The sequence below is a fragment of the Flavobacterium sp. genome (assembly GCF_027490375.1).
Taxonomy (GTDB): Bacteria; Bacteroidota; Bacteroidia; order Flavobacteriales; family Flavobacteriaceae; genus Flavobacterium.
Genome location: NZ_JAIXYH010000099.1, coordinates 1 through 26318, shown reverse-complemented (window position 1 = coordinate 26318; position 26318 = coordinate 1). Strand labels below are relative to the sequence as shown.

General features: G+C 40.8%; 22 protein-coding genes and 1 rRNA gene. 8 read left to right on the top strand and 15 right to left on the bottom strand.

The window, feature by feature from the left end; genetic code table 11:
* Window positions 1-78 (top strand): 5S ribosomal RNA (rrf, locus tag Q0064_RS14515); the annotation flags it as partial.
* A gap of 581 nt (window positions 79-659) precedes the next feature.
* On the opposite strand, the gene Q0064_RS14510 is transcribed toward rrf, so the two are convergent.
* The 6 genes from Q0064_RS14510 to Q0064_RS14485 all read right to left on the bottom strand — a co-directional run bounded on the left by Q0064_RS14510 (window position 660) and on the right by Q0064_RS14485 (window position 7262).
* The gene (locus tag Q0064_RS14510; RefSeq protein ID WP_094485089.1) at window positions 660-1712 is read right to left on the bottom strand and encodes a hypothetical protein; all 1053 of its coding nucleotides are present in this window, start codon (window positions 1710-1712) and stop codon (window positions 660-662) included.
* Window positions 1713-1734: 22 nt separating this feature from the next.
* Window positions 1735-3063, bottom strand: coding sequence for an alpha/beta fold hydrolase (locus Q0064_RS14505; RefSeq protein WP_298148939.1), 1329 nt, complete (start codon window positions 3061-3063; stop codon window positions 1735-1737).
* Window positions 3064-3090: 27 nt separating this feature from the next.
* Window positions 3091-3324 (bottom strand): hypothetical protein, encoded by a 234-nt coding sequence (locus Q0064_RS14500; protein ID WP_298148938.1) that lies wholly within the window; start codon window positions 3322-3324, stop codon window positions 3091-3093.
* A gap of 201 nt (window positions 3325-3525) precedes the next feature.
* A complete protein-coding gene (locus Q0064_RS14495; RefSeq protein ID WP_298148936.1) occupies window positions 3526-3924 on the bottom strand; it encodes a DUF1456 family protein in 399 nt (132 codons plus the stop codon).
* Window positions 3917-4741, bottom strand: a complete 825-nt coding sequence (locus Q0064_RS14490) for an alpha/beta hydrolase-fold protein (protein WP_298148934.1) — start codon at window positions 4739-4741, stop codon at window positions 3917-3919. Before Q0064_RS14490 ends, Q0064_RS14495 begins: the two co-directional genes overlap by 8 nt.
* 1603 nt (window positions 4742-6344) lie before the next feature.
* Window positions 6345-7262, bottom strand: coding sequence for a LysR family transcriptional regulator (locus Q0064_RS14485; protein WP_298148932.1), 918 nt, complete (start codon window positions 7260-7262; stop codon window positions 6345-6347).
* 89 nt (window positions 7263-7351) lie between these two features.
* Between Q0064_RS14485 and Q0064_RS14480 the strand changes: the two genes are divergently transcribed.
* Genes Q0064_RS14480 through Q0064_RS14455 form a run of 6 tightly spaced genes read left to right on the top strand, consistent with a single transcriptional unit; the run spans window position 7352 to window position 12031 of the window.
* Window positions 7352-8785: an NADP-dependent isocitrate dehydrogenase gene (locus tag Q0064_RS14480; protein ID WP_298148930.1), complete on the top strand. Its 1434-nt coding sequence runs from the start codon at window positions 7352-7354 to the stop codon at window positions 8783-8785.
* A 9-nt stretch (window positions 8786-8794) separates the two neighbouring features.
* Complete coding sequence (locus Q0064_RS14475; RefSeq protein ID WP_298148928.1) at window positions 8795-9022, top strand: hypothetical protein; 228 nt, start codon at window positions 8795-8797, stop codon at window positions 9020-9022.
* A complete protein-coding gene (locus tag Q0064_RS14470) occupies window positions 9000-9266 on the top strand; it encodes a hypothetical protein (protein WP_094485857.1) in 267 nt (88 codons plus the stop codon). Before Q0064_RS14475 ends, Q0064_RS14470 begins: the two co-directional genes overlap by 23 nt.
* Window positions 9266-10123: a DUF6671 family protein gene (locus tag Q0064_RS14465; protein ID WP_298148926.1), complete on the top strand. Its 858-nt coding sequence runs from the start codon at window positions 9266-9268 to the stop codon at window positions 10121-10123. The genes Q0064_RS14470 and Q0064_RS14465 overlap by 1 nt, the downstream gene beginning before the upstream one ends.
* Before the next feature lies 1 nt (window position 10124).
* The gene (locus Q0064_RS14460; protein ID WP_298148924.1) at window positions 10125-11072 is read left to right on the top strand and encodes an L-threonylcarbamoyladenylate synthase; all 948 of its coding nucleotides are present in this window, start codon (window positions 10125-10127) and stop codon (window positions 11070-11072) included.
* Window positions 11069-12031 carry a sodium-dependent bicarbonate transport family permease gene (locus tag Q0064_RS14455; protein ID WP_094485860.1) on the top strand — a complete coding sequence of 321 codons (963 nt, stop codon included), beginning with the start codon at window positions 11069-11071 and terminating at the stop codon, window positions 12029-12031. Before Q0064_RS14460 ends, Q0064_RS14455 begins: the two co-directional genes overlap by 4 nt.
* Here the strand turns inward: Q0064_RS14455 and Q0064_RS14450 are convergent, their stop codons facing one another.
* Window positions 12032-12796 (bottom strand): alpha/beta hydrolase, encoded by a 765-nt coding sequence (locus Q0064_RS14450; RefSeq protein ID WP_298148922.1) that lies wholly within the window; start codon window positions 12794-12796, stop codon window positions 12032-12034.
* 163 nt (window positions 12797-12959) lie between these two features.
* On the opposite strand from Q0064_RS14450, the gene uvrB reads away from it, so the two are divergent.
* Entirely contained in the window at window positions 12960-14954 is a 1995-nt protein-coding gene (gene uvrB / locus Q0064_RS14445) for an excinuclease ABC subunit UvrB (protein ID WP_298148920.1), read from the top strand.
* A 483-nt stretch (window positions 14955-15437) separates the two neighbouring features.
* Here uvrB and Q0064_RS14440 read toward each other — a convergent pair whose 3' ends face one another.
* From Q0064_RS14440 to Q0064_RS14405, 8 genes are all read right to left on the bottom strand, one after another.
* Complete coding sequence (locus Q0064_RS14440; protein WP_298148918.1) at window positions 15438-17813, bottom strand: TonB-dependent receptor; 2376 nt, start codon at window positions 17811-17813, stop codon at window positions 15438-15440.
* A gap of 26 nt (window positions 17814-17839) precedes the next feature.
* Window positions 17840-18649: an SDR family oxidoreductase gene (locus tag Q0064_RS14435; protein WP_298148917.1), complete on the bottom strand. Its 810-nt coding sequence runs from the start codon at window positions 18647-18649 to the stop codon at window positions 17840-17842.
* An 18-nt stretch (window positions 18650-18667) separates the two neighbouring features.
* A complete protein-coding gene (locus Q0064_RS14430) occupies window positions 18668-19288 on the bottom strand; it encodes a TetR/AcrR family transcriptional regulator (RefSeq protein ID WP_298148915.1) in 621 nt (206 codons plus the stop codon).
* Window positions 19285-19809, bottom strand: coding sequence for a hypothetical protein (locus Q0064_RS14425; protein ID WP_298148913.1), 525 nt, complete (start codon window positions 19807-19809; stop codon window positions 19285-19287). The genes Q0064_RS14430 and Q0064_RS14425 overlap by 4 nt, the downstream gene beginning before the upstream one ends.
* A gap of 321 nt (window positions 19810-20130) precedes the next feature.
* Window positions 20131-21762, bottom strand: a complete 1632-nt coding sequence (locus Q0064_RS14420) for a serine hydrolase domain-containing protein (protein WP_298148912.1) — start codon at window positions 21760-21762, stop codon at window positions 20131-20133.
* Between the two features lie 50 nt (window positions 21763-21812).
* On the bottom strand, window positions 21813-22655 hold the full coding sequence (locus tag Q0064_RS14415) for a helix-turn-helix domain-containing protein (protein WP_298148910.1): 843 nt from the start codon (window positions 22653-22655) through the stop codon (window positions 21813-21815).
* Between the two features lie 870 nt (window positions 22656-23525).
* Window positions 23526-24782, bottom strand: coding sequence for a tetratricopeptide repeat protein (locus Q0064_RS14410; protein ID WP_298148908.1), 1257 nt, complete (start codon window positions 24780-24782; stop codon window positions 23526-23528).
* Window positions 24783-24786: 4 nt separating this feature from the next.
* Complete coding sequence (locus tag Q0064_RS14405) at window positions 24787-26097, bottom strand: tetratricopeptide repeat protein (protein WP_298148907.1); 1311 nt, start codon at window positions 26095-26097, stop codon at window positions 24787-24789.
* Window positions 26098-26318: the final 221 nt, after the last annotated feature.

The window sequence follows — 26318 nt, the reverse complement described above, 5'->3', positions numbered from 1 at the left end:
TTCCCATCCCGAACAGAGAAGTTAAGCCCGCCTGCGCAGATGGTACTGCATCCGTGGGAGAGTATGTCGTCGCCTTTCTTTAATGAACCCCAACCCAAAAGGTTGGGGTTCTTTTTTTTTGGTACAAACTCTTCAAGAGTTTAGAACTCTTCACGATTGTTGGGAACTCTTGAAGAGTTATAATCTTCTTTGCAATAACGATTGAAACAGAAATACCGTGACAGACGGCGCTCTGGTGCGCCGAGGCGACACGGCGACGTAAAAAACCTGAGTTCGATTAAAAATCATTGTCAGAACGCTTAAAATGGATCAATTGTGAAATCAGATAGCAATCGAAAGGAACAACCGCCACGCTAAAAAGATAAACGGCTGCCTACTTCGTTAGATTTTTTTGCGATACTCCAGTATCCCAAAACAAATCTGCCTTGTAATCAACCGTTTATCTGTTTTCTGACTGCAATTTTTAAATCGAACTCAGGTTTGAAGCCCGTGGCGGCCGTGCAAACCAAGCGCCGGCTAAACGGTATTGACGTGGAAAGCGTGACGGGGCAGCGACCAAATTTCAACTATAAAACGCTGCACCGGATTGCCCAAAAAAAATGCGCAAGCCCTCAAAAAGAGCTTACGCATCTAACAACCAAATTAATCAATTAGAAAGCCTAAAATTTAAAGACGTTAACGCCAATAGCGTAACCGTAAACCTTTTGATCGGCGTCGCGGTAAATGCGAATTTTATTGCAGGCGCGCCCGAGATCGATTTTTGTCCACGTTTTTCCGCCGTCAGTTGTTTCGAAACCGCTGTTCATGGTTCCTACAAATCCATGGTTTTCGTCGATAAACCCTATTCCGAATTCACGAGCTGCAGGATCTTCCACCAAATTTAGTTCCGTCCACGTTTCACCACCATCTGTAGTCTTTGCAATGCGCTGTTGTTTGACATTTGGATCAGGATTGTACGATTGAATGGTCACGTAACCGATTTTTGCCGTAGGAAACGACACCTTCCAAGTAGTCTCAAAAGGTCGTGCCGATTCGTAGACTTTTTTCCAAGTCGTTCCACCGTCGGTAGTTTTCAAAATCAAGGCATTAGACTGCGAAATGTCTTCATTATTAGCGGCGCAGGCGAAGCCCACATTTTTGTCGAGCATTTTTATATCAAACAGCATCTTGCAATCGGCTTGCATGCTGCGTGAAATCCAGGTTTCGCCGCTATCGTGCGAAATCATAATATTTGCTGGACTTCCCACACGACCAACGGCAAAAATATGATGAATCTGCTCGGTTTTTCCTTTCTTCTTTACAGACTCGGAAACTACGTCGAAGGCACACAAACCTTTAACATACGGTCCGTTGTAAGGAACAGGCTTCCATGTTTTTCCACCGTCTTTAGTGCCGTAAAGTGGAATTGTATCGGTAACGTTCGGGAAATAATCGGTTCCAACTGTTCCGGCGAAACCTACATTTTCATTTAGAAATGCGATGGTTCTAAAGAATGTGCCTTTTTGTTCGATTTGTTTGGTCCAATTCTGACCGCCATCGGTGGTGTGGTATATCCGCCCAAATCCGTTGACATACCAGCCTGTATTTCGATCGATAAACGTAATATCGTCCTGCTTTCCTGCATAAGGTTCTGTATTTAGCTTTTGCCAAGTTTGCGCGAACAGGGCAGTGTTGACGCTAAAAAGAAAGATAAAAATTTTTAAGTTTTTCATATTTGTTAGTAGTTGATAGTGACTATTTGTTACTCAATTTTTTTGCCCATTCAACCGATTTCTGCGTTACATCGGGATTGAAAGCCTGAAATAATTCTAGAATTTTTCCCTGACTAAAAAGGTCGTACGCTTGTTGCATACTTCCGGATTTTGCCAGATAGTGATCGGTTTCTGGAAAACTCAGCAATGTCGCTGCATTGGGATGATAATAATTAACTGTCGATACGATCTGCTCGTGGTCGGCTTTAGAAAACGCCTGAAAATCCGATTCTCCAAAAAGCACCAGTACATTTCCGCTCGTATTTTTCCAGTTTTCAAGTAGCGGATAATCTTGAATTTGCCGCCAATACTCCTGATTTCGGTCAAAAATCATGTCTTTTCCGTTGTATTGCCATGCCGTTTTAAGGGTTTCGGCTTTTTCCGGATCGCTGCTAATATCACTTAAACTCTTTTTTTGAATGAAATAGTCGTAAGCGATTTCCGCCTGTAATCGGCAGTTTTCTTCGTATTCGAACGGTGGCGTGTTTGCGAGTTTTAATTGCAAGCGATTCATTTCGAGTTGATATTCAAACCAACTTTTTGCTGTAGTTCCGTAAACAATTGTGCCTTTTACCTTCTCGGTAGCGCTAATCGCCGGCGCAATGATGCCACCCATGGAGTGTCCGAAAATAAATACGTTTTCTAAGTCGACATACGGCAGTTGTTTAAGTTTCTGAAAACCAGTTTTAAATCCATCTATTTCGTCGGTTAGGGTAGTGGAGCTGCAATCGGCAGTATTCTGACTGTCGCCCAGACCACTTTTTTCCACGCGAAGTACCACAAATCCGGCTTGATGAAAGGCATTTACGATTCGTCCGTAGGGATGATCTTCGGTTAAACCATCGACCGAACTACAAGTATATCCCGGAATAAAGAGTACGGCCGGGAATTTACCTTTGCCAGCGGGTTTATTGATGATCGCACTCAGAAATCCGTTTTTGTAAGGTATTCGTTCATAAATTACTTCTCCAACTGTGCTTTTTTCGCGATCGCGACCCGCCACTTTTGACTTAAGTTCGATTGTTTTATCATTTCGCTTTACGGTAAAGGTAATGGGGTCGTTCTCGGACAGTTTTGAAATCAAGTTCGAAACATCGCGCGGTTCGGTGATCGACGTTCCATTTATCTTTAAAACGATATCCGAAACCTGTAAATTACTGGCTTTTGAAGTACCGCCTACAATTTCGGTGATTTTTACACCGCCTCCATTTTCAGGAACTAGTCGAGCACCCAACCAGCCTTTTCGTGCCAAAGGTTGTGCGTAGATTTGTGCAGACAGTAGGAGCATAACAAGAAGTAACGACTTTTTCATAGCGTACGTGTTGAATGATTTTGAGAATTAGATTTGAAATAGGGTAAGTCCGAAGCAAGCGAACACTAAAAGCAATTCGCCAATTAAAACGATTCGTTGCCAGTTGGGCCGATCAGACCACTTTACGTTTGCGTTAAACGGATCGAAAGCCAATGCCAATCCGCCATAAATCAGCGCCTGATCGAACTGCTTCCGAACGATAAAAACTAGACTTACAGAAAAAAAGAGGATATGAATACTGCGAGTAAAGGCATGGTTCATTATATTTTTTTCCAAAAATACATGCACTAAGAACTTCGGCAGTTGTCAAAAATTGCGCATTCTATGCAACACACATTTTGAGCGTCGGCAATTACGCGTATAAACGTTTTTTACAGCGTATTGAACTTACTCAATAAAAACACTAAAAGTCGTGCATACGGATGCATTAAAATAGCTACTTGTACATCAGATACTTACCAGCTACTTTTTCTTCCCATTTTTATACGCCACTTTCTCTACGACCGATTTTTTCGGAACTGCTTTCTTTGCAGCGGGTTTTTGCGCTGCTCTTTTTACGGGGGCAGCGGGTGTTTTCTGTGTTTGTGCTTCTAAGAAATCCTTGTGAATGTCGCGCAGTACGTCGCTAGGTTGTTTGGGTTGCTCTTTACTTCCGCGAAGAAATAAAACCAATCCGTTGAGGAAATTTCGTATAATCTGATCGCCACATTCTACGTAATTTGGGTGTTTCTCGTCTCGAAAAAATGCACTTAACTCCGATTTGGTGATTCGGAAATCTACTAATTGCAAGATTTCCACTATGTGTTCGTCGCGTAATTTTAAAGCAACACGTAATTTTTTAAAGATATCGTTGTTAGTCATTTTTCTTAATTGTTTCTGGAAATAGATATTGTATGGCTTCGGAAAATTGGCTGCGCCACAGTTGTTCGTTATGATTGCCTTTTGGAATTATTTTGAAAGGTAATTCGGCTTCAGTATAGTTGCGTTTGTTTTTCAAGATGTCGATCATGTTTGTTATCTCGCCAACCATCGTTTCACTTTCCGAATCGCCACACATAAAGTACAGTTTTGGTTTTTGTTCTCCGTTAAGCGGAATGTCGTATACTTTCGAATCGTACCAATATGAAGGCGAGAATATTAGAGCACGGCCAAAGATTTTCGAATGTTCAAAAGCGGCATAAAAAGCTGTCAATCCGCCGAGTGAACTTCCTCCAATTCCCGTATTTTTTCTGTCTGTCGAAACCAAAAATCGTTTTTTAATTTCTGGCATAACTTCTTGAGTTAGAAATTCAATAAAAATTGCTGCTTTTCCACCGCCGTATTTTTCGTGAACAAAAGGTGTCAGTTCTTCAAGTCGCTTTTCGTTTCCGTGATTTAAACCAACCACAATAAGCTCGGCTTTCAAAGCATTTAGCGTTTCATCAACTTCCCACTCGCCCGAATAGGCTGTTTTCGCATCAAATAAATTCTGACCGTCGAAGAGGTACAAAACCGGATACTTTTTCGATTTAGAATAGTTCAGCGGCAAGTACACCCAAACAGTTCGGCTCTCGTTAAGCACAGCCGATTTAATAGAAAAAGTCTGCACATTTTTCGAGGCAGTACTTCCTTGCCCCCAACTTTTATACAGAAAAGCGGCACCTAAGGAAACGAGAAGCAGTATAAGGTACTTTAGCATTTTTTTGTTGCAAGATAACAAATAACGGGTTGTAGCCAGCACATCTATCGTTTAGCCTAAAGATGATTTTTATTTGGGCGCGCCGGCAAACGAGTCGTCGCTGCGCAAAAGAGGTTCAAGCCGTCACGTGTTCCGCTGTATCTTTTTGGCAAACGTTCGCTGGAAATTAAAATCGCCAAAAAGTATGTCGCTGCACCCGTTCGCGCGGGAAAGCAACGCAAGATAAAAAAGCGAAAAAATGGAAAAAAGTGAAAAAAGCGAAAAAGAAATAACGGTAAGAAATAAAATCTGCCTATTGGATATCATTAATCCTTTGTGAACTCTTTGCCTATGTGGTCCACCAGAATAGCAACGGAGAAACGCAGAAAGCTAAAAAAGTGAATTCTCAAAGCTAGCGGAAGGGAAAAATTTTCTCTTTGCGAACTTTGCGTAACTCTTCGCGTTCTTTGCGGTTAAGCATTCAACAAGCTTAGGAGCCGATAGAGTACAATGTTCCACGAAGTTTATCACAATGTACACCATGTTTGCCTTCGACCCGCTCAAGTACCAGCATTTTAAGCGCACAGAAAACACAGAACCTCACAAAATTTTGCGCAATATGGTACCGTTGAGGAAAACACAGAACGTGTCAAGCCACCAAAAAATCGCACCAGCCTTTGATAAGCTCAGGCTGCGACGATACGCGGGTTCGGGAGGTAAAATGAATCGTAAAGTGGTGAACGTCAAGAAGTCTTAATACTTCAATCTTAATGCTTAAATCTTAATACTTGATACTTATCCTAAAATATGCGGAAACCCCGTAATCGTATGTCAATTTTTTTTCAAAACTTCGCTTCGATGGGGGCGGGAGGGATGGGGAGCGATTCCCACGTACGAAAATCCCGGAAATAAATTTTACGGAAAAACCGCATTTTTGATAGATTTTCGAGATTTCGAAACTTCGAGATGAAAAGATTTAAGGAGCACAATGTTTCACAAAGTTTATCGCGATGGACACCATGTTTGCCTTCGACCCGCTCAAGTACCAGCATTTTAAGCGCACAGAAACCACTGAACCTCACAAAATTTTGCGCAATATGGTACCGTTGAGGAAAACACAGAACGTGTCAAGCCACCAAAAAATCGTACAAGCCATCGACGAGCTCAGGCTGCGACGATACGCGGGTTCGGGCGGCAAAATGATACGTCAAGTGGTGAACGTCGCGAAGTCTTAATACTCAAATCTTAATACTTGATACTTATCCTAAAATATGAGGAAAACCCGTAATCGTATGTCAATTTTTTTTCAAAACTTCGCTTCGATGGGGGCGGGAGGGATGGGGAGCGATTCCCACGTACGAAAATCTCGGAAATAAATTTTACGGAAAAACCGCACATTTCAAAAAATTTCAAGATTTCGAGATGAAAAGATTTTAGGAGCACAATGTCTCACAAAGTTTATCACACTGTAAACAACGCCGCCTTCGACACGTTCAGGCACCAACGATACGTGGGTTTGATTGGGCAAAATGAATCGTAAAGTGGTGAATTCATCGATTCCGTTAGCTATTGGAACTAACTTCCAAAAACGATACATATACTAGTAAACTCATCCACAGCCGACCTACAACGTCCACGAAAACTCCTCTTCAAAAATCCGATTACGCTCGGTACTTACAAAATTTCGAAAAGCTTCTGCTACGGGCGATAAGTTCTTTTGCTGCAACCAAATCAGGTTCCAATCGGTTTCTAACGGAAGTTTAGGTACATCGATTATTTTCAAATCGCCCACCAAAAGCTCGTTCTTCACACCAATCATGGGTAAAATCGAAACGCCTAAACCCGCAACAACCGCTTGTTTCACGGCTTCATTACTCGTAAGCTCAATCTTATTAACGATATTCAAATCGTTCTGCGAAAAAAACCGTTCCATCATCATGCGTGTACCCGATCCTTTCTCGCGAAAAATAATCGGCAATTCTTTTAAATCGTGGATCGATTGGCAGGCTGCAACCTCAAAATACTTCGGATTCTTCATCAAATACAATTTGTTTCGAAGCAAACTGATGCTGCTCAATTGAAATTGGTCGGGAATAATCGAAACCAAAGCAAAATCAATTTCGTTGCGTTCCAAGCTCTCTAAAACTTTAAAACGATTGGTCACGTCGAGCGATAACTCAACACCGGGATGCTGTTTTAAAAACGATTGCAGATAAAACGGAATAATGTACTTTCCGGTGGAAACCGCTGATAGCTTCAATCGGCCGCTTAACTGTCCTTTATGCGCCATCGTTTTAAAATTAATTGCATGCACCTGATTCAATATGTTTTCTGCGGCAGCGGCAATTTCTCTACCAAAATCGGTTACATACAATTTTCGTCCAACAATTTCGGTCAGCGGTATCTCAAACTGATCCTGTAAATTCTTTAACTGTATAGACACGGCCGGTTGCGTTAAATTGAGTAATTCTGCCGCCTTGGTAATGCTTCCCGTTTGCGTAACGCGCAAAAATACCTGCAGTTGGTGAATGGTATAATTCATAAAATATTTTAATGTTTACCATATCAAATATAAATAAAAATATATGAAAGGAAGCTATCATCTTTGCACCGATATAAAATTTATTCAGCATGAAAAGAATCACAATTGCAAAAGGAGACGGGATTGGTCCGGAAATTATGGACGCTACGTTGTCGATCATCAAGGCAGCTGGTGCCGAATTGGAGTACGATGAAATTGAAGTAGGTGAAAAAGTTTATCTATCGGGAAATACATCGGGAATTGCTTCAGAATCATGGGATATTATCCGACGTAACAAAGTGTTTTTGAAGGCGCCTATTACAACACCTCAAGGTGGTGGTTACAAGAGTTTGAACGTTACCACACGTAAATTTCTAGGTCTTTACAGCAATGTGCGTCCGTGTACGTCTTTGCACCCATTTGTGGCTACCAAGCATCCTGAAATGGATATTGTGATTGTTCGTGAAAATGAAGAAGATTTATATGCAGGAATCGAGCATCAACAAACCGACGAAGTAGTTCAATGTTTAAAAATTATTTCGCGTCCGGGTTGTGAGAAAATTGTTCGTTACGCTTTTGAATATGCACGTGCGTACGGCAGAAAGAAAGTAACTTGCTTCACAAAAGACAATATCATGAAGCAAGCCGATGGTTTGTTTCACCAAGTTTTCGACGAAATTGCTGCCGAATATCCTGAAATCGAAAACGAACACTGGATTATCGATATCGGTGCTGCGAAAATGTCGGACACACCAGAAGTTTTCGACGTTATTGTTACACTAAATCTATATGGCGACGTTCTTTCGGATATCGCTGCACAAATTGCAGGATCTGTTGGTCTAGCAGGTTCAGCAAATATTGGTGAAGAATGCGCTATGTTCGAAGCTATTCACGGTTCGGCGCCTCGTCGTGCTGGACAAAACTTAGCGAATCCGTCTGGACTATTACAAGGTGCGGTGATGATGTTAACGCATATGGGAATGACCGACGTTGCCGAAAAAGTGCAAAACGCCTGGTTGAAAACAATCGAAGACGGCGTTCATACCTACGACATTTTCAAAGAAGGAACCAGCAAAGTAAAAGTTGGAACCAAAGAATTTGCAGACGCTATCATTGCTAATTTAGGTCAAAAACCTTCCAAATTAAAAGCGGTTACTTATAAAACAGACGCTACTTTGAATCTGCCTAAATACGAAAGAAAAGCACCAAAAGCTAAGAAATTAGTTGGCGTAGATGTTTTCTTGCACTACCGCGGAACGAATCCAGACGAGTTAGGTGCAGCTGCTTCTAAAATTGGTTTTGATTCAGTTTCGTTGTCAATGATTACCAACCGTGGAATCAAAGTATGGCCAGAAGGTTTCTCAGAAACTTTTTGTACCGATCACTGGCGTTGCCGTTTCAAATCAGTAACAGGAGCGTTGAGCAAGCAAGATATCATTACCTTACTTTCTAACGCGGAAGCTCACGGATTAGACGTGATCAAAACTGAAAATCTGTACGAATTCGACGGTAAAGCTGCCTTCTCTTTAGGTCAAGGTCAGTAATCGTAATTCATGGCTAACCAACCTCAAACGCCTCAAATGAAGCAAAATGTAAAACTGGTCTTGGTTTTATTGTGGACAATCATCGGATTGATTTACAATCTATTACAGCCCAATTCTTGCTACGGAACTGCTTTTTTAGTAGTAGGAGTACTACTCGCATTTATTGTCCTTTCTAATTTAACTAAAACAGAGAATCGTGAATCTAACAATGCCAATGACTTCAATCAAATTAATTGACGGAACGTTTACGCCGGAAGAGGCGGAGAATGTGCTTTTGAAATTGCTAGATAGCAAGATCAAGTTTCACGCGCTCGAAAGTTTCAGCTCGCAAATTCGAGGTGGCGAGGAAAACCAACACAGCAAACAACGTGTTGCCGAACTTGTTGATGCAACCGAATCGGTGCGCGAGTTGGTAAAGCAAGCCAAAGAACGCAATTTGAAATTCTCAATTCAATCGAATATTTCAATTGAATTGCTTTGATGGAACGCAGTAAATTTCTTTTGGGCGAAGGAAGAACGGCATTATTTGCCACTAAGCACGGAAAGGAACTGCTGGTTCAATCATTATTTAACGATCAGTTAGGAATTCAGGTGCAAGTTGCGCCTGAATTCGATACTGACGTGTTCGGAACGTTTTCTGGAGAAGTTAACCGACGCGACTCCGCACTTGAAACCGTTCGCCGAAAGGCAAAAGCCGCGGCAGAAAAATACGGACACGATTTAATTTTAGCCAGCGAGGGATCTTTTGGTCCGCATCCCGAGATTTTTTTCGCTCATGCAAATGAAGAATATCTGTTACTGGCCGATTATAAGAATAAACGCGAGTATCTCGCTAAACACCTAACTACCGACACAAATTTTTCTGGTGAACGCTTCACAAATCTAACCGATTTAGCCACCTTTCTACAAAAAGTTGGTTTCCCGGAAGCAAAAGTGATTTTGAAAAATCGCGAGGAACATCCAGATGTCGTTAGTAAAGATCTGACGTCGGAAGAAGAAGTAGCTACATCTGCTCAAGATTTATTAAACCGCTTCGGTTCTTTTTATGTCGAAACCGATATGCGTGCCATGAATAATCCGTTGCGACGAAAAGCAATTGCCGAAACAGCACAGAAATTAATTGAAAAAATCAAATCTTTGTGCCCGAATTGTGCAGCACCAGGTTTTGATTGGTATGATGTTAAAACAGGTTTGCCCTGTGAGCTTTGCCGGCAGCCAACGAACAGCGTTTTAGCTTTGAAGTACCGCTGCGAAGTGTGCCAATTCGAAAACGAGCAGCCGAGACCTGATGGTAAATCTTTCGAGTCGGCTATGTACTGTAACTATTGCAATCCGTAAGATGATTATCACCCACCTCGCACAAGCTGTAAATCGACTAAAAAATGGTTTAGTTGTTGCCATTCCCACAGAAACGGTCTACGGACTCGCAGCCGACAGCAGCAATGAAATTGCGGTAAAACAGATTTTTTCCTATAAAAATAGGCCGCAAACCAACCCACTAATTTTGCATTTCCACAACAGTGAAGCAGCATTCGAACAAGCCCGTTCGGTACCCGAAGCTGCAAAAATATTGGCAACACATTTTTGGCCCGGACCGCTGACATTGGTTCTTCCAAAAAAGCCGCATATTTCAGATGTGATCACTGCTGCTCAGGATACAGTTGCTTTGCGAGTACCTGCACACCCGCTAACACGTGAACTTTTACTCAATTTTCCAAACGGCTTAGTGGCACCTAGCGCCAACAAATACATGCAAACCAGCACCACAAACGCCACTGATGTTGCCAAGCAATTTGCCAATGACGACGTTTGGATTTTAGACGGTGGGCCATGCAGTCAAGGTTTGGAATCGACTATTGTTGCTTTTAAAGATAACGTGCCGGTTGTTTTGAGATACGGTGCGATTACCGTGCAACAGATCACAGAAGTTACCAAGCTGGAAGTCTTGCAAAATATACCAATGCAAACTGTGGTTCCTGGCATGCACAAAAAACACTACGCTCCAAAAGCGCAATTAATTGTAACCGAAAATCCGGTTCAAACTTTAAGAGCATTAACGGATAAAACAGTCGGTTTCATCGGAGTTAATCAAGAAGCAGCAAAATTGGCGACAGCTGCTTTTCTCTACAATCCAGAAAATTTACAAGAACTAGCAACAAATTTATATCGACTTTTTCACCAATACGACGCACAGAATTTAGCATGCATTGTAGTGGAAAAGCCAGAAAATATCGGACTCGGACAAACCATTAACGATCGCCTGAAAAGGGCGGCAACCAGTATATGAATTTAGATTTACTCTTAGAAAACCTCAAAAATCCGGCATTGCTTTTTTTCCTTTTGGGAATTATAGCCGTTAAACTAAAGAGCGACCTCGAAATACCAAACAATTCGTCGAAGTTCATTAGCTTATACCTTCTTTTTTCGATTGGATTTAAAGGCGGGCAAGAATTGGCGCACAGCCACTTTACTTTCGAGATCATTTGGGCCGTCATTTTCGGAATTGTCATAGCATCTTTAATTCCCATTTATAGCTTTTTCATCCTGAAACGCAAGTTCAATATTTACGATTCCGGAGCCATTGCCGCAGCTTATGGTTCGGTATCGGCGGTAACATTTGTTACTGCTGCGACTTTCTTAGAATTACAGGATAAAACTTTTTCGGGTTATATGGTTGCCGTAATGGCTTTAATGGAAGCGCCCGCAATTATTATTGGTGTCGTTCTTATTCGCTTGTTTGCAAAGAATGGCGAAAAAACAGAAGCCGGACTGCTTTCTCTAGTAAAACACTCTTTTACAAATGGTTCTGTATTGTTGATTTTAGGAAGTTTGATTATCGGACTTTTAGCATCCGACCAACAAGCCATGGGAATAAAACCTTTTACAACGGATTTGTTTAAAGGATTTCTCGCTATTTTCCTTCTCGATATGGGGATTACCAGTGGAAAGAAATTGAATGATTTTGTGAAAAGTGGTTGGTTTGCCGTAGCCTTTGCCGTTCTAATTCCTTTGGTAAATGGCTGTTTAGTCGCCGTGTTGTCTTCGGTGGTAACTCAAGATGTAGGAAACCGATTCATCTTTGCCGTTTTGGCTGCCAGCGCTTCGTACATTGCCGTTCCAGCAGCTATGAAAATCGCTGTGCCAAAAGCTAATCCCGGCTTATTCTTACCGATGGCGCTTGCGGTAACTTTCCCGGTGAATATTACCATAGGTATGCCGCTTTATTTGGCACTCGCCTCACTTTAATTACTCATTAACAAGAGCAGCTAGCACAATCTCATAATGCGACCACGGAATAAAATGATCGGCGTTTTCGATCGTTACTAGATCCACTTTTTGTGCAGCGGTAAGTGCTTTTTTAAGAAAATCGACATTGCTGTAGGGAACCAAGCGATCTTTTGTTCCGTGAATAATACGCACATTTCCAGTGATGTTTTTCAGTTTCGGCTTCAAATCGTATAAGTCAGCTTTCAACCAAAACAACTCGTCGTTTGAAGTGCGCAACGCTTTAGGAACCAAGTAGCGAACGGGTTTAACCATGAGAACTTGTCGCCAACGCTCGGGTTTTTCAGCAGCAGGATCTACCGAACCGGCTAAAACATACAGTTGTTTATAAAATTCAGGATAGGTGCCCGCTAAATCGCAAATAACGGGTCCGCCCATTGAATGTCCGACAAGTGCAACCGATTTTAGTCCCAATTTGCTAATCGCTTCGTGCAAAAGTTCCGTTTGTGTTTGCAGAGATTGCGCTTCACCGAAATCGGAATAACCAAATCCAGGCCGGTCGATTGCCACCAAGTAGTATTTTTCTAAAAGTCGTTTTTCGACCATAAATGTTTTAAAAGCATCCCAACTTCCGGGAGATCCGTGGATGAAAACTAGGGCAGGTAAGGTCGAATCGCCGCTCGTGATCACATGTATTTGATGTTCGCGAATTGCTAACAGCTTTGATTGGTACGGAATTCCCGCTTTTTCAAAATGCTGTCGGGTTTCTTTCGCGCTGCTTCGCATAGTCATGCAGCTTTGGCAGAAAACTAAGTAGCTCACGCAGAGTGTAATCAGCCAAAAACGCTTCTTTTTTAGATAAGCTTTCAATCTGTATTTTTTCGGAAAATTAGATTGTTTTAGAATATGTTTATCATTTTTTAGGAATTCCTTTAGTTATTTTGCGGCTATGAAGTTTAAAGTTGTTTCCGACTACGCGCCAAAAGGCGATCAACCCGCAGCTATTTCTGCTTTAGCGAGTGGAATTCACTCGGGTGAAAAGTTTCAAACATTATTAGGTGTTACCGGTTCTGGAAAAACCTTTACCGTTGCAAACGTCATTCAAGAAGTTCAGCGACCTACCTTGGTTCTAGCGCACAACAAAACGCTTGCAGCCCAACTTTATGCCGAGTTCAAAGAGTTCTTTCCGAATAATGCCGTCGAGTATTTCGTTTCTTATTACGACTACTATCAGCCGGAAGCTTTTATGCCGGTTACGGGCGTTTACATTGAAAAAGACTTATCCATAAACGACGAACTCGAAAAAATGCGAATGAGCACTACCGCTTCGCTACTTTCCGGACGTCGCGATGTTCTCGTGGTGGCTTCTGTTTCGTGTTTGTACGGTATCGGAAACCCGATAGAATTTCAAAAAAATGTAATCCCGCTCGAACAAAACCAGCGTTTGGCTCGCACAAAGCTCTTACATGCCTTAGTACAAAGCTTGTATGCCCGAACTGAAGCCGAGTTTAAACCCGGTTCGTTCCGAATTAAAGGAGATACCGTGGAAGTATTTCCAAGTTACGCCGACGACGCTTTTCGTATTCATTTTTTTGGCGATGAAATTGAAGAAATAGAACGATTTGATCCGACCTCTGGTGTACGAATCGAACAATACGACCGACTCACGATTTATCCGGCCAATATGTTTGTGACATCGCCCGACGTTTTGCAAAACGCCATTTGGGAGATTCAGCAAGATTTGGTGAAGCAAGTCACTTTTTTTAATTCGATTGGTAAAAATCTCGAAGCAAAACGTTTAGAAGAGCGTACGAATTTCGACTTAGAAATGATACGCGAACTCGGCTATTGCAGCGGAATCGAAAACTATTCGCGTTACCTCGACGGTCGATTGCCGGGAACGCGACCGTTCTGTTTGCTCGATTACTTTCCAAAAGATTATTTGATGGTTGTCGACGAAAGTCACGTGACGCTTTCGCAAGTAAGTGCGATGTATGGCGGCGACCGCAGTCGGAAGGAAAATCTCGTGGAATACGGATTTCGCTTACCGGCAGCAATGGATAACCGCCCGCTGAAATTTGAAGAATTTGAAGCATTGCAAAATCAAGTCATTTACGTTTCAGCAACGCCGGCCGATTACGAATTGCAAAAGTGCGGCGGTGTTTATGTGGAACAAATTATTCGTCCGACCGGTTTGTTGGATCCGATTATCGAAATTCGTCCGAGTGAAAACCAAATCGACGATCTTATCGAAGAAATTCAGCAACGAGCCGAGCAAGACGAGCGCGTTTTGGTTACCACACTTACCAAACGTATGGCCGAAGAATTGGCGAAGTACTTAACGAAAGTTGATATCCGTTGTCGGTACATTCATTCCGAAGTTGATACGCTGGAACGTATTGAAATCATGCAAGATTTGCGAAAAGGTATTTTCGATGTGTTGATTGGCGTGAATTTGTTGCGCGAAGGTTTGGATTTACCGGAAGTTTCGTTAGTTGCCATTCTCGATGCCGACAAAGAAGGATTTTTGCGCAGCAATCGTTCGCTTACGCAGACAGTGGGTCGCGCCGCTCGAAATTTGAACGGCAAAGCCATTATGTACGCCGACACGATTACGGGCAGTATGCAGAAAACCATCGATGAAACCAATTACCGCAGAGCGAAACAACTGCAATTTAATGCCGACAACAATGTGGTTCCGATGGCATTGAATAAAAAGTTGGACAATATTTTCACCAAAGTAAAACAGCTCGACGAGCACCTAAGTTCGAGCAATGTGCGCATGGTTGCCGAGGAAAAAACCGAGTATTTGTCGAAATCTGACATCGAAAAACTCATTAAAGAAAAGCGCAAAAGCATGGAGAAAGCTGCAAAAGAACTCGACTTTATGCTGGCAGCTAAATTGCGCGACGAGATTAAAAAACTACAAGAAACTGAATTTTAATTTTTTGGGTGTGCCGGCGCTTTTTAGATCGTGCACGGCTTCGCCAATCCGTCGCTACTCCTACCGAATCAAGGTCAACAAGCTTTTCGAAGCGCCGTCGCGCCATTCGCTGTATCTTTTTTGCTAAAACAGTAGTGGAAAATCCGAAGGGCAAAAAAGGATGCCGCTGCTGTCGCTCACACAGAGAGAAGTATTAAAATGGAAGTATTAAGATTTGAGTATTAAGATTTGAGTATTAAGACTGACGATCGTGCGCATGATATTTTCGAAATAGTAAAAGAGATTATAAATGGCGCGTTGGCTTTGTGAAAAGCTAAACGTAATATTGCAATATTACTGCAAATAAAATATTCATAATCAATAGTTTGATAAATTTAAAATCTGTCAAAAATTCAGATAAAAAAAATTAAATGCTTTGATTTCCGTGAGTTTTATACGAAAAAAAAACGCTACGAAATGTAGCGGTTTATATTCTAAATTTTCCTAAAACTGGAATCGATAGCCGAAATCCGGAAAAAACCCAATTTGATTCACTTCATTGACCTGATTGGTTAGTCGGTTGTATCGGGCAATGAAAATATTGTCGTGATCGGTTACGTTTTGCAATTCCAAATATATCAAGTGCGAACTTTTGCGTTTGGAGCTATTAAACTTAAATCCGGTTCGTAAATCGAGACGGAAATACGGACGGTATTGTTCGCTAAAGGCAATATCATCGCGTTTTATTTCGTAACCTGCTGCTTGCGAAGCTTCTAAATCAACTGGAGTGTAAAAACGTCCGCCAGATGTAGTGAGTTTCATATCAAATGATAATGTATTCTTTTTCAACTTTCCGATTTTCAGCTCTTTACCTGCTAAGGCGTTCACGACGTACTGGTTGTTGAAAGGCGAATTGCGCTCAATACCGTCACTTCCTTTGTATTTGGCATCGAAAAACGAACCAGTAATTAATGCATGATATCCATCGCTAAAGAATTTTTCCAAAGTAAGTTCTATACCTTGATTTCTGCCGGTTCCGGTGCTAATAAGCGAAACTTTGTCGGTTGAAAATCCAAAGTCAGCTCCTTCAGTAAGCGAGTTGTAACTGCTTAGCGTGCGTTCTACCGCGGCATTGCTGATGCTTTGGTAATATACTTCGGCTTTGGCGCGCCAGTTGGTTCCCAATCGCTGTTCAAATCCTAAAACATAGTGGTTACTTGCCACCAATTCCAAATTTCGGTTGGTTTGTAGCAAAACACCATTCACGTTTTCGTTCTTAAATTGAATAGGAGCAGGCACATTTTGATGATGTAAACCGTACCCAAAATTAATGCTGCTGTTATTGGTAACGGCATAACTTAATGATGCTCGTGGCTCAATTTTTAACTCTTCTGTCAGCGAGAAATACTGACCGTGGAGCCCGCCGTTAAACGTTAATTTATCTGAAATCCGAACTTGCGTTTGTGCGTAGGGCTGCACAATATTGTAGTTCCCAACGGTTTCGTAGATGGAATTAAAATCTTGAAATCCATCGTTGTCCGAATCCGATTGTCGGTCGCGACTCGTTAAACTGTAGTCGATATCAAAACGCTCCCATAAAACTCCAGCGCGTAACAAAACGCGTTTTGATAGTTTAGAGTTTATAAAACTGCTCACAGTAAATCGGTAATCTTGGTTGTCGTTTGCGGTAAAGGGTAACGTTACTTCTTGTGGTTGCCCAAGAAAATAAATTCGTTCTTCGTCGTACGTATTCGCAGAGCCGCCAAAAGCAATGTTCGATTTAATGAAGGTTTTGGAGTTAAGCGAAATTTTGTGGGTAACTCCGGTTGTAAAGAAATTTGACTTAACCGATTGATTGGCATCTGCTGCCGAGAACAAATCGTCTTCGTTGGCATCGCGACCTAAAAACTCAATATCCGAAAATCCGACAATTCCAAAAAACGTAAAGTTTCCAGCTTTCGTCTTTCCAAAATCGAGATTAAAAGCTAAGTCGTTGTAGTTAGGGATGGCAGCGCCCGTTCCAGCACCGCCAAGGTAACCAGCAATTCCGTATCGAGCAGCCACTAAGAATGAACCTTCGTTTTTTAATAGCGGACCTTCCGCCATAAATTCAGCTCCCGGATATGCACCGGCGCCGAGCAAAAATTCGTATGTTTTGTTGTTTCCTTTTCGCAAATTTAAATCGAATACACCGCTAAGCGCATTTCCATATTCCGCTGGAAATGCCGACGTGAGGAAATCGGAATTGGCAATCATGTTTGGGTTTAATGCCGAAACAGGACTTCCGGTGGTTCCAACTGTAGAAAAGTGATTCGGACTCGGAATGGGAACGCCTTCTAATCGCCAGAGCATACCAGTCGGGGCATTACCACGCACTACAATATCGTTCCGACTATCGTTTGCCGTGGCCACACCAGCGAAATTAGTTACAAGTCGCGCTACATCACTGCGTCCGCCCGCGTAACGGTTCACTTCTTCTGTACTGAATTGTCGAGCCGAAACTGCTGCCATTTTATTTAAAGCTTTTATTTTTCCCGGTTGCTGCTTAATGACCACTTCGTCGAGTGTAGTCAAATTTTCGGTTAAAGCCACTGTTAGGATCACTTCTTTTCCTGCATTAACTTCAATGTTCGGAATGGTTACAGGCATATAACCAACAAACGATACGTTTAAACTGTGTCGACCTAACGGTACTTTTGCAATTTCAAAGTTTCCATTTTCGTTGGTAGTTGCTTCTAAGTTGGCAGTTGTTAATACAACGGTAGCTCCGGGTATGGGAGTTTCCGTTAACTTGTCAATAACGATGCCTTTTACGAGTCCGTTTTGAGCGGAAAGTTGTAAGGCAAATAAGCTCAAAACGAGCGTGAGGAGGTTTTTCATATACTTGTTTTTAGGGATTTACAGATTTAATTAGGTGATGCAAGGTGTTTTTTGATTTTCATCATAAGAAAGTCGGGAGTGATTCGAGGTAAGTTGGAAATAAACCAATTTTGAAATCCTGGAATTTTTTTGCCCGTGCCGTTTAAGAGCAAGTGTACCGCTTGCTTTGCTACGATTTCTGCCGATACAGGTTTGTTGGTTTTGTAGGCATTTGTACCCAGCATTTCCGAGGTTTGGAAAGGTGTATCAACAGGTCCAGGGCAAAATGTCGTAACGCTAACGTTGTCTTTAGCAAGCTCGGCAGCAAGGGTTTCGCTAAATGCTAAGACAAACGTTTTAGTGGCCGAGTACACCGAAAAGTATGGAAATGGTAAAAAAGCCAAAAGTGAAGCAACGTTTAGGATTTTACCTTTTTTTCGAGTTGCCATATCTCGGGAAAACAGCTTGGTTAGCAGATACAAACCAGAAACGTTTACTTGAATCATCTGCCATTCGGCATCAAGATTTGTTTCGGTAAAGTTCCCGTAAACGCCCATTCCAGCGTTGTTTACGAGCATGTCGACGCTAATTTGTTGCTCCTTTAGCGAATCGTATACGTTTTCTATCTCGCTTCGTACGGCCAAATCGCACACTTGCGTTTGAATGCTCGCGTTTGGATAAATCGCACGGATAAACGCCGCTGCTTTTTCGAGTTTGTGTTCGTTGCGCGCTAGCAGAATTAAGCGGTAATTCGGTGCCAGAAGCTGCGCCATTTCAAATCCTATTCCTGAGGAAGCGCCTGTGATTAAGATGGTTTCTTTCATTTTAACATTGTTTATATTTTGAACGATGTTCATTTTTTTGGTCAAAAAAAATCAGAATCGATCTAGCATTTTGATCATTTCGTTATATCCGTCGTAGAGGATGGTATCTGCATTTTGGAATTTTACTCCGCTGATTCGGTTGCGAATTTTAAGGCAGCACATCCCGTGTACGGTACTCCATATCATGAATGATAGCGGTTCGAGTTGATGGTTAGCAAAGTATCCTTGTTCCATGCATTGTGAAACGGTTTGTTTCAGTGCTCCAAAAGTGTTTGCACCTTCGTCCCAGTCGGTTTTTTCAACACAATCTTCCAGACTTTCAATCGGCGCTTTTACGTTGAACATGAGGTCGTACATTTCGCTATTTTCTAGCGCAAATTTGATGTAAAGCATCCCCATTTTTTTAAGGCGTTCCATCGGGTCAGCAATGCTAAAAAGTGGAGCGAAATGCGATCCAAGTTCTTGAAATCCAATACTGTGTAGCGCGTGTAAAATTTCGTTCTTGTCTTTAAAATACACGTAAATAGTGCCAACACTGTAATCTATTTCATCAGCAATATTTCGCAGCGTTGTTTGCTCGATGCCTTTTTCCAAAAAGAGTTTCTTAGCACCTTTAAGTATTAGTGCTTTTAAAGCTTCTTTTTCTTTCGCTCGACGTGTAACACTATTCATGTGCCAAAGGTATTCATTTTTTGAACACTGTTCAAAAATCGATTATAAAAATATTTCAGCATCGTAAAATACTGAAATATAGCTAGTTGAATTTTTTGGGTGTGCCGGCGCAGTGGTGGCTTCGCCGCGTAGTAGTGGCGCCGTCGCGTGCTCCACTGTATCTTTTTTGCTAAAACAGTAGTGGAAAATCCGTAGGGCAAAAAAGGATGCCTCTGCTGTCGCTCACACGGAAAAAAGTAGTAAAGATGGAAGTAGTAAGATTGCAGTATTAAGATTGGAGTATTAAGAAGGAAAGTTATTGTTCTTGAAGGGATAGAAAGCAGGTAAACTTCTTTTGCCGCCGTTAGCTTAACCGAAGTTAGCGAAGGCATTGTTATCAGAGCGGTTGCTGCAAAAATTGTAACTCGTGTAACCGACGGCTTTTTGGTGGAGGAAGCCACAAAAAAACCTTCAACGAATTGAAGGCTTTTGATTGTTTTGCCGGAGCTCTTGTTTTGGACTCCAGCGGCAACAGTTTTCATTTAGATTCGCATCCGAAGATGGTTTATGCTGTTTTCGACGGTATCGAAGAAGACATTTTTGATTAATCAATTTTGCTTATTCAATTCGTCCTAAAGTAACTGCTGGTTTGGCATCCTGGCTTGGCAGATTGTTGTTCAGAATTGACTTGTAGTTTTCGAAATAATACCGAAAAGTTTTATTGTTGAAGTTGAGCTGAGCACCATTTCACGTGATATCGTCCGAATTACCCGGAACTGAAAGTTCAAGTAAGCTAAAATCTTCGTCGTAAGATATAGTCAGTTTTTATCCAGTTTATTTATCAGAATTCAAGATAAATTACTTTACTCTTTGTTAAATGAAACGTTTTTAATTCGTTCTCCGTCGAGTAATATACCGTTGTCCGATTTTTTTAGCAGATAGTTGTCAACTAATATTTGTTGTTCGGAGATTAGTTTTCCTTCGGTTGACATATTGTCTAAAAAAGTTATTTTGAAATTGTTATCTGAGATATATTTGATTTTGATATGAGTTTTTGTTTCGGTGTTAAAATAGCTGCCATTCCAACTTTTTGGGTTGAAATTACTATTAATTGGTGTTGTTTTAGTTAGCGAATACGGTGCATGGTTTGTGTAATAAGCAGTAACTATGAGTTTCCCGTTGTTTAATCTGATAAATTCTTGTTTAAAATCAGGATCATATTTTTGATGAAAAATGTTATCAGATTCACGTTCTAGCTCCACGTCATTCCGCCCTGAACGTTGTAAAAATATTTTCCCTTCCTTGTTTATAAATGAAAAGGCGAATTTATTTTCTGTTAGGTATGTTCCAAGAATAGCTTCATTGGAAATGAAAGGGCCAATGCTTGTGGGTTTAGTTAAAAATGAGTTCACATTTTCGTTTTTAAGAACTTTTGCTGCGAGCTGTCTAGTTTGCTGAGCGGGTATGGTTTTTCCTGAGTTTGTTAATGTAACAAACGCTAAATTCATTTCATTGAAGCGCAGTGTTGTGGCTTTCCATGCTCCCGTTGCACCCTCATGAAAGGTACATTTTTTGCTAATAAATTCCCCAAATTCTAGACCATAACCGTAATTTTTAATTGAAGATTCACTACATAATTTTTGACTTTCTTCGAGCAATTTCTGTTTTACTTTACTTTCTCCATATCCTTGCAATAAACGTTCCCATTGGATTTGATCTTCTAAAGTCGTGAATAAATTCCCATCTCCGCTTACCTTCCATTTCCAGTCAAAAGTTGTCCAAGTATCAAAATTAAAGTAAGCATGCGCAATTGATTTAGGAAGCTTTGTTTCCTTGTCTACGAAGAATGTATTTTTCATGTTTAATTTTCGAAAAAGCTCATTTGTATATTGAACAAAAGAAATTCCTGAAACTTTTTCGATAATTGCTGCTAATAAAATATAATTTGAATTACTGTATAAGTATTGGCTTCCTGGTGGAAAGTTCAGTTCGTTTTGTTGCTCAATAATTCTAATTACATCACGATTATCAAATGAATTTTTCCACCAAATGATGCCTTTTAGAGACCACAAGTCGTAACAATCTCGTATGCCACTGCTGTGCGTAAGAAGGTGTGCAATGGTAATTTTTTCGGATATACTTGGAAAAAGTTTAGGGAGCCAAGTTCTAATGTCGTCTGCTAAATTTATCTTTTTTTCATCAATGAGTTCCAGTATAGCTAGCGCAGTAAATTGTTTTCCATTCGAAGCAATATTGAAGAGAGATGACTGGTTTATTAACGTTTTGTCGGATAAGTTTGCAAAACCAGCGTATTTTGAATAGACGACTTTTCCCTGATATACAATTGCTGTTGCAATACCAGGCGCGTTGCTTGGCACGTCTTGAACCGAGATAGAATCTAAAGTAGACTTGTTTATCGAAATTGAAATTTCTTGAGCAGATGAAATCTGAAACGTTGCTACGTAAATGAGGAAAAGAAGAAGCTTGCTGTTCATGTTTTTTTTTTGGCAAGATTAAGAAGTTGTAGTTTGCCATTCGTCTCAAATCAGGATTTGGCACCAGTATTTACTGTTAATTTTTGGCAAAAAGCAGCAGGCGTATAACTAGTTTGATATTTAAATACTCTGTTGAAAGTTGATTTTGAATTAAATCCACAGTCAAAAGCTATAGCTAATAAAGTTTGTTTTTCATGAGCACCAGCATGTAAGAGATCGATTACCGCTTTTATTCTATATTGATTTACGTAATCATTGAAATTCATAGCAAACTCCTGATTAATTGTTTGAGATATTTTTTTTGGATGAGTATTCAATTCTTTTGCTAAATCGAAAACCGATAATTCAGGATTCTTGTAGTATTTTTCATTAGTCATTAGAGCCTCTAGCTGTACCTTCCATTTTTTTAGGTCTCTAGCCGACGAAAGCTCGTCATCTAATTGGTTACCCTTCTGGGTTTTTAATTTCGGAGGTTCAACATGTAAATCTTTTTGACTCAAGGAAGTTAATGAAGTAACAACATTCAGTAAGCCATTGATTGAAATGTAATATACTAGCACTGAAAAGCAGCAATAATACCAAAATTTGGCGCCGAAATTTGCCCACTCTGGATTAAGAATGAAAAAGAGCAATCGCAAAACTAAAATACTCAAAAGCGCATAAAGAAATTTTTTTGCCCATGAAAATGTTAGTTCATCAGCAAAGCTATACGTGTTGAAAATCAGAATTTTGTATTTTTTTAATAGCTGTAAACTTAAAATTAAGTACGTAGCAAGTGACAGAAACCCCGCAACTTGATACCAGCTATCAAAATCCTTATCTCGACCGTTGGCATAAAAGTGCGAATAACCGAAATAGAATTTGTCGGCAAGGAAGATAAAAATGGTATACAATAAATAGAGTATCGGGGGGACGAAATGCCACACTAGATTTTTTGAAAAATGGAAATTCTTATCTAGGAGGGTTTGAAAGTAGAAGTACAAAACTACAGGAAATAGAAATAGCTGTTGAAAGGGAACATAAAATAGAAATTCGCGATACGGATTTTTTGAGTACCAGCCCGCATAACCCAATGCAAACGGCAAGATGTATAAGGCTGCAAGAAAAGTGAATATGCTGAGCCATATACTCGATTTCTCTCCCTTTCTAGCCCCTTTTGTAAGTAACAAAACAGAGAACAATGTGCCGTGAAAGCAGCAAAACAGAAGTGTAGTGCTTTTAAAATTGAAATCGAATAGCATGGTCAGCAAATAAGGTATTACGTAAAGAAACAAAAATCTCTTGTTAAAAATTTAAATTAAATCTAACCTGCATATTGTTAATTGTTTGAGGAAGTATTAAGACAGGAGTATTAAGATTGGAGTATTAAGACGGAAAGTCATTCTTTTTGCAGATATAAAGAGCAATAAAATAACAGTCTGGCTTTGCGAAATTTTATACGTAATATTGCAATATTACCTCGATTAAAATAATTAAAATCAATATTTTAACTATTGATAATTGTTGTTGATTTTTTGAAATATCAGATTTAAGATTCTGTGAATTCCGTGAGTTATTTGGATCAAAAGTGTGTTGGGCAAATTTTCAAGAAATTCTTTTTCCAACTGTACAACCAAATACAAAATGAAAGCAAGACTTTTGGTACTGTTTTCCGAGTTAGGGATTACCTTCGGTCCGTTCTGCTAAAGCCTCGGGCGCAGCAGAAAGCCCGACGGCAGCGATGAACTCCCACCAAACGTATGCCGTCGGAACACCCAGAAAAACTAATTTCCGTTTTGTTCGTCGATGATTAACTTGTTGGCAACAAATTGGTAAACGATGAAGAGAACGGCGTAAATTCCAGCAAAAGAATTAATTAAATCACCTGTTAAAAAGGTCGAAACTAAGGCAAGCAAACCGAAAACGGCTATAATTATGGCGCCAACTTGCAAGATTTTTTTATACCGCAAAGTCGAGAAAAATTGCCCCAAAGGAAGCATCATACTAAAGCCAAAAATCACCAATGCTAAAAATCCGTTTTCTCTCAAAATAATGAACAGTAGCAGACCAAGCAAGCCGATTCCTGCACAAACAGCTACCAAATTTGCGTTTTTAGTTTCTTGTGGGTCAAGCAAATAACGTCCGAATTTGTGAAACCGTAGTAACAAGTTGCTCACCGGATTTATAATCCAGGTTGAAAACGCAAATAATACTAAAACGAGTAAAATCGGCGTGATGTAAGGCGAAAGTGCTGGATTATTATCTGCAAGACTTCGTAATACTCTTTGCGTTAGATAAAAGCCAATGATGAAACCCCATTGTAGTTTTCCTTGCAGATTACCCATCCAGAAAGCATATTTCAAATAGGCACGATAAATCGGATTTGTAGCTTTGATTGCTTCGAGCATACCCGATTGTGCATGCTCAGAGCTTGGATCGTTCATCAGTGCAATTCGAAAATGCACCAATGCCTTTTTATGATTGCCCTGTTCTAAGAGTCCCCAGCCAAAATTACTGTGCGTATACGAGTTGTTCGGGTCGTCACGCAATGCATACTCGATTGTCTCAAACGATTCGTCTTTTCTGCCCAACTTCGTTAGCGCGGTACTTCGCATATTTAGCGCCAGTAAATTTTCGGCATCAATGGCCAAGGCCTGATTCGCTAGCTCTAGAGCGCCATCAAAGTCTTTTTTTGCCAACTTGAAGCTTGCAGCCATGGCAAAGTAATCGGCATCGTATGGATCTAGTTGTATCGCTTGTTGAATGTTTGTTTCAGCGTCATTTAATTTGTTTTGCAAAGAGGCAATTCGCGATTTTATATAAAACAAATGCGGATTATCCGGCTGTTGCGCAATAGCTTGGTTAATCAGCGTTTCCGCATGGGCATACTCGTCGAGTTGCAGATTTAATTCCGCCATAAGCGACAGATACTGCGAGTTATTTGGATCTTGTCGCAATAAATCAGCCAGCATGTTTCTTGCTTCAGCATACTTCTTCTGCTCTAGTAAAACTTCAACTTTCGATAAAACGAATTCTTCCATGCTGTTATTTTTTGATTTTCAGATAGTTTAAAATATCATCGTATAAGCCAGAATCGTTGGCAAATAAAGCGAAGTTTCTTGCGGTGGCAAACCATTCCTGAGTGCTGGGTTTGTGCTTTTTGAGCGCGTCAATCAAATCGTTGGTGTTCAACGGCTTTGGAATTCCATCTACAAAGGCTTGTTCTAACTTTTGTTCAATCGCGATATCGATAACCGCATCTAAATCGGCACCGGAAAAGTGTTCTGATTTTTTTGCAAGTGCTACCAAATCAACTTTTTCTGTTGGTTTCTGTTGCAGCTTGACTTGCAAGATACTCTCGCGACTTTGCGCATCCGGCGGCGGAACAAAAATAATGCGATCAAAACGGCCCGGTCTGCGAAAGGCCTGATCTAAACTCCAGGGTGCATTAGTGGCGCCAATAACCAGTACGCCTTCGTTCGATCCGTCGATTCCGTCGAGTTCTTGAAGAAACTGATTGATTAAGTGTCGGCTACTCGAAGTTTTCATATCGCTTCTACTAGCTCCTAGTGCGTCGATTTCATCTATAAATAACACGCATGGCTGATTTTTACGCGCTAATTCGAATATTTCATGCAGATTTTTTTCGCTGTTGCCAATCCACATATCCAAAATATCGTTTAAGCTTACGTTTAAAAATTTAGCTTGCACTTCGCCGGCAGTTGCTTTGGCGATGTAGGTTTTTCCGCAGCCCGGCGGACCGTAAAGCAATATGCCCCCACCAATTTTCTTGCCGTAAGCTTTGTACAGTTCCAGATGTAATAGTGGTTTGATGATTTTTAGTTCGATCTCTTTTTTAACATGGTCCATGCCGCCGACATCTTTAAAGCTGATGTCGGGTTTTTCTAGAAAGTGAAAGCGGTCGCCTTCCATGTCGTTTTCGAGATAATCCAATTCACTGCTGCTGTTTCGCAACAACTGATCGAGCTCGTCGTCGGTATGATGCGGATGTAAGCGAAGCGATTTCTGATAAACTTCGATAGCTTTATTTATCGCATCTTCTTCGATAAGCGTTTTCGCGTAGAGTATAGCAACCGCAGGATCGGTATTGGTGCTAAAAAGCTCTTCCAAGATTACGCTGCTAGCCGAGTAATTTTCCTTCGCGAAGTAAACCTGCGCCAAACCAAATTTTATCTTATCGCTGCTGCTGCGTTTCAAAAGTTCAAGAAATTCATCTTCTGCTTCCGAGTAGTTACGCGCCGCTAAAAGCGCTTCTGCCAGCATTTGTCGCAACGGAATGTTATCGGGCGATTGTTTTAACGCTTCTCGTAAACTCTCAATTTGTAATGGATTCATGCGTTTTTTGTTGGTACTAAGGCGCTAAAAGTAGTAAAAATGTTCGGAATAAATTTGGTGTACGGCAGCAGTTGTTAACTCTTGTAGTTTTTTTGATTTTTATTTGGGTGTGCCGGCGCAGTGGTGGCTTCGCCGCGTAGTAGTGGCGCCGTCGCGTGCTCCATTGTATCTTTTAAGCAGCTATTTAGTGGAAATTCCGTACGCTTAAAAGGATGCCATTG

Excerpts from the sequence above, each read along its gene's own strand:
- Q0064_RS14470 (WP_094485857.1), top strand. The coding sequence starts at position 9,000 with ATGACTTCAATCAAATTAATTGACGGAACGTTTACGCCGGAAGAGGCG.
- Q0064_RS14480 (WP_298148930.1), top strand. The coding sequence starts at position 7,352 with ATGAAAAGAATCACAATTGCAAAAGGAGACGGGATTGGTCCGGAAATT.
- Q0064_RS14440 (WP_298148918.1), bottom strand. The coding sequence starts at position 17,813 with ATGAAAAACCTCCTCACGCTCGTTTTGAGCTTATTTGCCTTACAACTT.
- Q0064_RS14465 (WP_298148926.1), top strand. The coding sequence starts at position 9,266 with ATGGAACGCAGTAAATTTCTTTTGGGCGAAGGAAGAACGGCATTATTT.
- Q0064_RS14430 (WP_298148915.1), bottom strand. The coding sequence starts at position 19,288 with ATGAATAGTGTTACACGTCGAGCGAAAGAAAAAGAAGCTTTAAAAGCA.
- Q0064_RS14435 (WP_298148917.1), bottom strand. The coding sequence starts at position 18,649 with ATGAACATCGTTCAAAATATAAACAATGTTAAAATGAAAGAAACCATC.
- Q0064_RS14460 (WP_298148924.1), top strand. The coding sequence starts at position 10,125 with ATGATTATCACCCACCTCGCACAAGCTGTAAATCGACTAAAAAATGGT.
- Q0064_RS14500 (WP_298148938.1), bottom strand. The coding sequence starts at position 3,324 with ATGAACCATGCCTTTACTCGCAGTATTCATATCCTCTTTTTTTCTGTA.
- Q0064_RS14475 (WP_298148928.1), top strand. The coding sequence starts at position 8,795 with ATGGCTAACCAACCTCAAACGCCTCAAATGAAGCAAAATGTAAAACTG.
- Q0064_RS14425 (WP_298148913.1), bottom strand. The coding sequence starts at position 19,809 with ATGAAAACTGTTGCCGCTGGAGTCCAAAACAAGAGCTCCGGCAAAACA.
- Q0064_RS14505 (WP_298148939.1), bottom strand. The coding sequence starts at position 3,063 with ATGAAAAAGTCGTTACTTCTTGTTATGCTCCTACTGTCTGCACAAATC.
- Q0064_RS14485 (WP_298148932.1), bottom strand. The coding sequence starts at position 7,262 with ATGAATTATACCATTCACCAACTGCAGGTATTTTTGCGCGTTACGCAA.
- Q0064_RS14495 (WP_298148936.1), bottom strand. The coding sequence starts at position 3,924 with ATGACTAACAACGATATCTTTAAAAAATTACGTGTTGCTTTAAAATTA.
- Q0064_RS14410 (WP_298148908.1), bottom strand. The coding sequence starts at position 24,782 with ATGGAAGAATTCGTTTTATCGAAAGTTGAAGTTTTACTAGAGCAGAAG.
- Q0064_RS14510 (WP_094485089.1), bottom strand. The coding sequence starts at position 1,712 with ATGAAAAACTTAAAAATTTTTATCTTTCTTTTTAGCGTCAACACTGCC.
- Q0064_RS14455 (WP_094485860.1), top strand. The coding sequence starts at position 11,069 with ATGAATTTAGATTTACTCTTAGAAAACCTCAAAAATCCGGCATTGCTT.
- Q0064_RS14420 (WP_298148912.1), bottom strand. The coding sequence starts at position 21,762 with ATGAACAGCAAGCTTCTTCTTTTCCTCATTTACGTAGCAACGTTTCAG.
- Q0064_RS14490 (WP_298148934.1), bottom strand. The coding sequence starts at position 4,741 with ATGCTAAAGTACCTTATACTGCTTCTCGTTTCCTTAGGTGCCGCTTTT.
- Q0064_RS14405 (WP_298148907.1), bottom strand. The coding sequence starts at position 26,097 with ATGAATCCATTACAAATTGAGAGTTTACGAGAAGCGTTAAAACAATCG.
- uvrB (WP_298148920.1), top strand. The coding sequence starts at position 12,960 with ATGAAGTTTAAAGTTGTTTCCGACTACGCGCCAAAAGGCGATCAACCC.
- Q0064_RS14450 (WP_298148922.1), bottom strand. The coding sequence starts at position 12,796 with ATGCGAAGCAGCGCGAAAGAAACCCGACAGCATTTTGAAAAAGCGGGA.